The sequence below is a fragment of the Kitasatospora sp. NPDC028055 genome (assembly GCF_040637885.1).
Taxonomy (GTDB): Bacteria; Actinomycetota; Actinomycetes; order Streptomycetales; family Streptomycetaceae; genus Kitasatospora.
Genome location: NZ_JBEZXE010000028.1, coordinates 105,491 through 112,595, shown reverse-complemented (window position 1 = coordinate 112,595; position 7,105 = coordinate 105,491). Strand labels below are relative to the sequence as shown.

At 71.6% G+C, this 7,105-nt stretch carries 8 protein-coding genes; 3 read left to right on the top strand and 5 right to left on the bottom strand.

Going from position 1 to position 7,105, the window contains the following annotated elements; genetic code table 11:
* The coding region (locus tag AB0F71_RS25310) for an FAD-dependent oxidoreductase (RefSeq protein ID WP_360238338.1) at window positions 1-155 on the bottom strand (155 nt) is incomplete at its 3' end.
* A gap of 208 nt (window positions 156-363) precedes the next feature.
* Between AB0F71_RS25310 and AB0F71_RS25305 the strand changes: the two genes are divergently transcribed.
* A complete protein-coding gene (locus AB0F71_RS25305; RefSeq protein WP_360238328.1) occupies window positions 364-699 on the top strand; it encodes a metalloregulator ArsR/SmtB family transcription factor in 336 nt (111 codons plus the stop codon).
* 137 nt (window positions 700-836) lie between these two features.
* On the opposite strand, the gene AB0F71_RS25300 is transcribed toward AB0F71_RS25305, so the two are convergent.
* The gene (locus AB0F71_RS25300) at window positions 837-1,418 is read right to left on the bottom strand and encodes a TetR/AcrR family transcriptional regulator C-terminal domain-containing protein (protein ID WP_360238326.1); all 582 of its coding nucleotides are present in this window, start codon (window positions 1,416-1,418) and stop codon (window positions 837-839) included.
* A 398-nt stretch (window positions 1,419-1,816) separates the two neighbouring features.
* Between AB0F71_RS25300 and AB0F71_RS25295 the strand changes: the two genes are divergently transcribed.
* Window positions 1,817-3,331, top strand: coding sequence for a hypothetical protein (locus AB0F71_RS25295; protein WP_360238324.1), 1,515 nt, complete (start codon window positions 1,817-1,819; stop codon window positions 3,329-3,331).
* A 36-nt stretch (window positions 3,332-3,367) separates the two neighbouring features.
* Complete coding sequence (locus AB0F71_RS25290; protein WP_360238322.1) at window positions 3,368-3,991, top strand: HAD family acid phosphatase; 624 nt, start codon at window positions 3,368-3,370, stop codon at window positions 3,989-3,991.
* A gap of 64 nt (window positions 3,992-4,055) precedes the next feature.
* Here AB0F71_RS25290 and AB0F71_RS25285 read toward each other — a convergent pair whose 3' ends face one another.
* Genes AB0F71_RS25285 through AB0F71_RS25275 form a run of 3 tightly spaced genes read right to left on the bottom strand, consistent with a single transcriptional unit; the run spans window position 4,056 to window position 7,010 of the window.
* Entirely contained in the window at window positions 4,056-5,312 is a 1,257-nt protein-coding gene (locus tag AB0F71_RS25285) for an aminotransferase class III-fold pyridoxal phosphate-dependent enzyme (protein ID WP_360238320.1), read from the bottom strand.
* 17 nt (window positions 5,313-5,329) lie between these two features.
* The gene (locus AB0F71_RS25280; protein WP_360238318.1) at window positions 5,330-5,998 is read right to left on the bottom strand and encodes a zinc-binding dehydrogenase; all 669 of its coding nucleotides are present in this window, start codon (window positions 5,996-5,998) and stop codon (window positions 5,330-5,332) included.
* The gene (locus AB0F71_RS25275; protein WP_360238316.1) at window positions 5,967-7,010 is read right to left on the bottom strand and encodes an NAD-dependent epimerase/dehydratase family protein; all 1,044 of its coding nucleotides are present in this window, start codon (window positions 7,008-7,010) and stop codon (window positions 5,967-5,969) included. The genes AB0F71_RS25280 and AB0F71_RS25275 overlap by 32 nt, the downstream gene beginning before the upstream one ends.
* Window positions 7,011-7,105: the final 95 nt, after the last annotated feature.

Below are 7,105 nucleotides of genomic sequence, written 5' to 3'. Positions count from 1 at the left end.
TTCTCGACCTCGGTGGTGTTCATGAGCGCACCACCGGCGGTGACGGCTCCCTCGAAGACCAGCGGCTTGAGGGAGGCACGGGCCGTGTAGAGCGCAGCCGCGTACCCGGCCGGGCCGGAACCGATGATGATCACGTTACGGATGGGGGTGCTCAAGGCGGTTGCCTCCTGATAGCTCGCGGCGACCTGGTAGCTCGCGGCGACGGTTCTCCACGCCGGACCCGGCCGCGCCGTTGCGGGGCCGTGCGGCGGGCGTCCGGCCGATCCCTGGGGCGGGAGCGACCGGAACACCTGCAACGCATCACGGCATGGTGATATCAGGCAAGAGTGGTATCACGATCGAGTGATGTGTGATAATCGAGGCATGCTGACATCAGGTACCGACACGGCGACGCCGACGCAGGGCGACCTCATCCGGGTACTGGGTGAACCACTGCGCCTGCGCATCGTGACGCTGCTCGCGCAGTCGGCCCTGTGCACCAACCACCTGATCCAGGAGACGGGTGCGCGGCAGACCGCGCTGTCCAACCATCTGCGGGTGCTGCGCGAGGCCGGCATCGTGGAGCCGGAGCCGCACGGCCGCTTCACGTACTACCGCCTGCGCCCCGAGGTGCCGCAGGCCCTGGCGGAGTTCTTCGGCGAGCTCGCCCGCACGGCGGCGGAATCGCTGGCCGAGGACCGCAAACGGCCGTGCGAGTGACCGGCGCCGAGCTTGCCGCCCCGCTCGCGAGGACGGCTGCTCGGCCCCTCTGACACCCCGACCCTGCCGGAAGCCGGCAAGCCCATCTCCCCTGCCTGATCGTTGTCGACTCCGGGGACTACGACCCAGTCGCCGCGTCAGTCGTCGTGGCGGGCCCGAAGGCCGTCCAGGGTCTCCTGGAAGCTGCGGATCAGCGCGGTGAGGCCGGTCTCGAAGGCCTGCTCGCGGAAGTCGGGCGGCGCGTTGCGCAGCGGCCCGAGCCCGGGCGGGAGCGCCTCGTCCGTCCAGGCCGCCTCGTGCGGGCTGTTGAGGTGGAGTGCGGAGCCGATCAGCAGGTACTCGATGGACTGGACCACCGGGAGCACCTGCTCCTCGGGCCAGCCCGCCTCCCGCAGCATGGCGAACGCGCAGGCGTAGGCCTGCAGGGCCGCGGCGGACCGGGTCGGCCGGGCGGAGAGCAGCGGCACCATGTTCGGGTGCCGGGCGAGGGCGGCGCGGTAGGAGCGGGCCCAGGCGTCGAGGGCGGCGGTCCACGGCTGGACGGTCGGGTCGAGGTCCATCTCGGCGACGATGAGGTCGCTGACTCCGGCGATGATCTCGTCGCGGCTGGAGACGTAGTTGTAGAGCGAGGGCCCCTTCACGCCCAGCCGGGCCGCGATGCGGGTGGTCGACAGCGCGGCGGCGCCCTCCTCGTCGACCAGCGCAAGGGCTGCCCGCATGATTCCGTCCCGGGTCAGCAGTGGCCGTGACGGCCTGCCCATCTGTTGGTCCTCTCGTCCGCTGGCGGTTACCCCCGGGTAGTGGCGTTGCCGCGGACTAGTGTACGTTCTCGCCCAGGCAAAACTACTGGTTCTAGTTTTAGGGATTGCCCGTGGCTGGGCCTGGCGTCTTCCCCTGTGGCGCCAGGCCACGGTCGCGAAGGCCGACGCGCCTTCGCGGCACCGGCCGACGGCGGACTTCGGCCACCTCCCACGTGCCCCCTCGATGCACCGGTAGCCACCCGGACTTCCTCCTGCGGTGGACCTTGCCGACCTCACCGTCTGGCATGCCCTTGACACCTTGTTGATCGCATACCGACGGCTTCCCTGCCCGCCTTACGCCGAAGGTGACCCTCCGCATGTCCATGCGCACCCTCGCGCTGCCGGCGCTCGTCGTCTCCGTGGTGCTCTCGCTCAGCGCCTGCGACCCGACGAGCCCGACAGCCCAGCCCGCCGACCACGGCGCCGCCGCCCAGGCCGTACCGGCTCCGCCCGACGGGACCACGCCGGTGCCCCCGGCCCCCGGCAACCGCGCGGTGGCCCTGGTGGTCCCGGCCGCCGACCGCACACCGTCCAGCACGCCGCCGCCGCCAGCTGTCGCTTCGTCGGTCACCCAGGCGGTGGCCCCGATCGTCCCGGGCACTCCGGCCGCCACCCCGGCCCCGTCCGGGACACCGACCGTCGCGGCCGGGGCTGCGGACCTCCAACTGACCAAGTACGACCGGCAGACCGGCAAGGCCGAGCTTGCCGTGGTCGCCGACGACGGCAAGGGAGTCCCGAGCCCGTCCGCCACCGCCGCGGCCACCACCGCCGTGCAGACCGGCCGGCTGATCGACAGCCCGCCGTCGGCCGCCGCGCCGCAGGGCGCGCTGCTGGCGATCACGGCCGTCAAGCCGGCCGGCACGGGGAAGGTGCAGGTCGACACCCGCCCGGCCACCATCTCCGAACTGCTCGGCCAGACCTGGGCGAAGATCAAGACCGCGCTGGATCCGCACAAGATCCAGGTCACCCCCCAGGTCAAGGACCTCAAGGTCTCCTACGTGCCGAAGCCCGACGGGGGCAGCGGCTCGGCCTCGGCCGTGTTGAAGCTCGACGCGAACGACACCGTCCCGCTGCCCGGCGGCTCCAAGGCGGCACTGACGGGTTCGCTCGAACTCGACCCGAGCGTCGTCTTCTCCTACCAGGGCAGCCACGGCATCCTCGCTCCCGAGCAGGCCGAGGTCGGCTTTGATCTGGGCGCGCACGCCGACTGGCACCTCACCGCGGCCCTCACCGGCTCCACCGGCCCGGTCAGGATCCCGGTCGCCACCCTCACCGCCACCCCCACCGTGATGGTCGGCGCGCTGCCGGTCGTGATCACCCTCAACCTCACGGTCTACGCCGAGGTCAGCGCCGACGGCACCGTCAGCGTCGACGTCGGGCAGACCATCGACGGCACCTGGGCCGTCCACGCCGACTACACCAAGGCCGCCGGCTGGCACAGCGTCACCAACCCGGTCAGCACCACCGTGACCCCGGTCAAGGCCACCTTCACCGGCTCCGCCACCGTACGCAGCGCCCTGGTCGCCGAAGGGTCGGTCGCCCTCTACGACGCGCTGGGCGTCAAGGCGACCGTCAGCCCGTACCTGCGGGCCCAGGTGCAGGGCACCGTCACGGTCACGGTCGACGGCAGCGGCGCCAAGCCGACCGTCGACGGTAGCGCCGGCCTCTACGGCGGGCTCGACGTGGACGGGGCGGTGCTCGGGAGGATCGCCATCCTCGGCACCCCGCTGATCGAGAAGGACGTGCCGTTCCCGATCTACCACCAGGAATGGCCCATCGTGGCCTGGTCGCACCACGGCAGCACGACCCCGAGCGCCACACCGGCCACCTGACCGACCGACCCTCAACTCGAAAGCTGATTCACCGATATGAGCATCAAGGCACAGCTCGTCGCCACCGCCGCCCTGACGACCGCGATCACCGCCGGTCTCGCCACCCCCGCCGTCGCCGCCCCGGCCGCCCCGGCCGCCCCCGTGGTCGCGGCGGCCCCGGCGGCCGGCGGTGCGGTGACCGAGCAGCAGTGGCTGGCCGACGTCACCGCCGCGGTCGCGCCCGCCCGCGCCTACCTCGAGCAGCGCACGGCCGAGCCCTCGGACGAGAAGCCCGCGATCGTCTTCGACATCGACAACACCACCCTCGCGACGCACTTCCACCCGTTCACGATGCCGGGCATGGCGCCGGTCGTGGAGCTGGCGCAGTACGCCCACTCGCGCGGGGTCGCGATCATCTTCGTCACCGCGCGCGTGGACTTCATCGAACCCGTCACCCGCTACAGCCTGGAGAAGGCCGGCTACACCGTGGACGAGCTGCACGGGCGCGACCTGGGCGACCTCTTCAAGCCGGTCCAGCAGTACAAGACGGACGAGCGGACCAAGGTCGAGAACGAGGGCTACACGATCATCGCCAGCGTCGGCAACAACTGGACCGACCTGAACGGCGGCCACGCCGAGAAGACCTTCAAGCTCCCCGACTACAACGGCCTGCTCTCCTGACCCACCCCACCGGGACGCACCCACCCCGCCCGGGCCCGGCAGACCGCCGGGCCCGGGCCGGATGTCACAGCTTCCTCAGGAGCCGGTCGAGGGCCTCGGCCGTCGCCTCGATGTCGGCGGTGGTGTGCGCCGTGCTGAGGAAGACCTTGCCGGACGGCATGAACAGGAAGCCCTGGCGCAGCATCCCTTCGAGGATCACGCTCCAGAGCCCGCCGGTTCCATGGAGCCCGGTGTCCCCGCCGGCGGGGACGTACTGGAGGAGCGAGCCGACCCGGTTGAAGCGGCCGAAGTCGGCAGACGAACCGAGAGCGCCGCCGACGAGGGCTTCGAACTCGGAGGAGGTCTTCTCGAGCTGCTGGTAGACCGCGGGATCGGCCAGGACGCGCATCGTCGCCTCGACGGCTGCCAGGGCGATCGGGTTGGCGTTGAAGGTTCCCGCGTGCACCACACCGGCGGTCACCTGGTCGACCAGCTCCGCCCGGCCGACGACGGCGCTCTGGGTGAAGCCCCCGGCCATCGCCTTCCCGAAGACGGACAGGTCGGGTAGCACGCCGTACGCCTCGGCCGCCCCGCCCCGTGCGATCCGGAACCCGGCGATCACCTCGTCGAAGACGAGGATGACGCCGTGCCGGTCGCAGAGGGTCCGCAGCGTCGACAGGAACTGCGGTGCGGGCGCTTCGACGCCGGCGTTGCTCATCACCGGGTCGACGAGCACGGCCGCGATGTCGCGCTCCACGGCCTCGCCCAGCAGGCGCTCGGCCAGGTGTACGTCGTTGAAGCGCGCCACGACCAGGTCGTCCAGCACGCTGGGCGACTGTCCCGGCCCGCCGGGGGCTGCGGGGCGGTCGCAGTCGTCCTCGGACATCCCGGCGTACACGGTGTCGTGCCAACCGTGGTAGCTCTTGGCGAACTTGAGCACGCGGCGCCGCCCGGTGGCGGCTCGCGCGAGGCGCAGCGCGACCTGCACCGCTTCCGTCCCCGTGTTGCTCCACAGCAGCCGCTCCCCGTGCGGGACGGCCTCCAGGACCGCCTCCGCCGCGCGGTACTCGAGCGCGTGCCCGGTGCCGACGACCTGCATCTTCGTCACGATGTCGGCCACCGCGGACACCACGCGCGGGTCACCGTGACCGAGCAGGAGCGGGCCCCAGGCCATCACGTAGTCGGTGTACCGGTCGCCGTCGAGGTCCCACACGTGGGCGCCGAGTGCCTCCTGCACGAAGAGCGGGTGGGGAGGCATCGCGGCGCGCAGGCCGGACCCCACGCCACCGCCGATGCTGCGGCGAGCCCGCTCGAAGGCCAGCCGGGACGATTCCAGGGCCATGCGATTGCCACCGCCTTTCAGTACGTGATCACCGAGCGGATGCCGATGCCGCGCTTGAGGTGGTCGAAGCCTTCGTTGATGTCCTTGAGGTCGATCACGCGCGTCACGAGGGAGTCGAGGTCGATCCGGTCGTTCAGGTAGTGGTCGATCAGCAGGGGGAAGTCCGAATCCGGCGTGCTGGAGCCGTAGTTCGACCCGATGAGGGAGAGCTCCTGGTCGGACATGACGAACGGGTCGATGGAGATCCGCACACCGTCCGCCACCTGCCCGGCGACCACCGCCGTGCCGCCGCGGGCGAGGGCCGCGTAGGCCGCTTCGATGGTGCGCGGCAGCCCGATGGCCTCGATGGCCACCTCCACGCCGCGTCCGTCGGTGAGCTGGACGATCCGCTCCGCGAGGTCCTCGCGGCGGTTGTTGATCACGTCGGTGGCGCCGAAGTGGCGGGCCTGCGCGAGCTTCTCGTCGGAGACGTCGGCGGCGATGATCCTGCGGGCGCCGACGAGCCGGGCGCCCTGGATCGCGTTGAGGCCGACGCCGCCGCAGCCGAGGACCAGCACGGTGTCGCTCGGACGCACCTTGGCGGTGTTGACGGCCGCACCGACGCCGGTGGTGACGGCGCAGCCGACCAGTGCCGCCTGGGCGAACGGGGCGTCCTTACGGACGGCGATCGCCGCCGACTCGGGCACCAGGGTGTACTGCCCGAACGAGGCACTCGCGCATCCGCTCGATGGAGGCGTAGCCGCCCAGCGGGTCGCCCTCGGGCAGCGGGGTGACGATCTGCCGCGAACCCGGGTAGTGCGGGGCGATCAGGTTGGCCACCTCGCGCACCGAAGTCGGCGTGCCCGTACCGATGTTGATGACCTGGCCGGCCGCGCGCTCCTCCACCAGCGCGAGGACGGTCGCCGCCGCGATGTCCTCCACGTGGACGAGGTCGCGCACCTGCACGCCGCCGCCGTTGAGGTGGATCGGCAGGCCGAGGTGGGCGTGCATGGACATCCACGCCACCATCCACGAGTGGCTGCCGGGCTTGGGGATCTGCGGGTCCCCGTAGACCGAGAAGTACCGCAGCACGGTGACCTCGGCCCGGCCGGGGCCGCCCAGCATCAGCCGTGCCTGGTGCTCGGCCCACAGCTTGGTGTTCGCGTAGACCGAGACGGGGACGAGGAGTTGGTCCTCCTGGAACACCTGCGGACCGGTCACGCCCGGGCGGCCGTTGCCGTAGACGGCGGCCGAGGAGATGAACACCAGCCGACGCACCGGGGCCGCGGCGATCTCCTCCAGCACGATCTCGGTGCCGCGCACGTTCGCCTCGAAGGCGACGTCGGGGTGGCGGGCGCAGGCTGCGACGTCGGCGTAGGCGGCGGCGTGGATCACGTAGTCCGCGCCCTTGACGACGCGGCGCACGGTGTCCCGGTCGCAGATGTCGCCGACGGCCAACTCGGCCCCGAACCGGTCGAGTCCGAACAGCTCGCGGACGTCCTCCGGGTACGCGTCGAAGCGGTCCAGCACGGCGACGGAGGCACCGGCCCGGCGCGCCAGCGCGACCACCCGGCTTCCGACCAGACCACCCCCGCCCGTGACGGCGACGCGGGCGCCCCGCAGTCCTGAGAGACGGCGCAGCAACGATTCTTCCGCTGCCGTGTCCTTGTCCTGGGATTCGGACCCCAGGGATGGTGCCTGCACGCTGGGCGCGATCATCGGTTCCCCTCCGGTTCTGCGCGGGAGCGGTGGCCCGGAAAGCATGCAGTGGTGCGCAGGCAACGACAAGAGTGCCTTTTCGGCCCACCTGACAC

Coding starts and splice junctions, on each gene's coding strand:
- AB0F71_RS25295 (WP_360238324.1), top strand. CDS start 1,817: ATGTCCATGCGCACCCTCGCGCTGCCGGCGCTCGTCGTCTCCGTGGTG.
- AB0F71_RS25285 (WP_360238320.1), bottom strand. CDS start 5,312: ATGGCCCTGGAATCGTCCCGGCTGGCCTTCGAGCGGGCTCGCCGCAGC.
- AB0F71_RS25275 (WP_360238316.1), bottom strand. CDS start 7,010: ATGATCGCGCCCAGCGTGCAGGCACCATCCCTGGGGTCCGAATCCCAG.
- AB0F71_RS25290 (WP_360238322.1), top strand. CDS start 3,368: ATGAGCATCAAGGCACAGCTCGTCGCCACCGCCGCCCTGACGACCGCG.
- AB0F71_RS25305 (WP_360238328.1), top strand. CDS start 364: ATGCTGACATCAGGTACCGACACGGCGACGCCGACGCAGGGCGACCTC.
- AB0F71_RS25300 (WP_360238326.1), bottom strand. CDS start 1,418: ATGCGGGCAGCCCTTGCGCTGGTCGACGAGGAGGGCGCCGCCGCGCTG.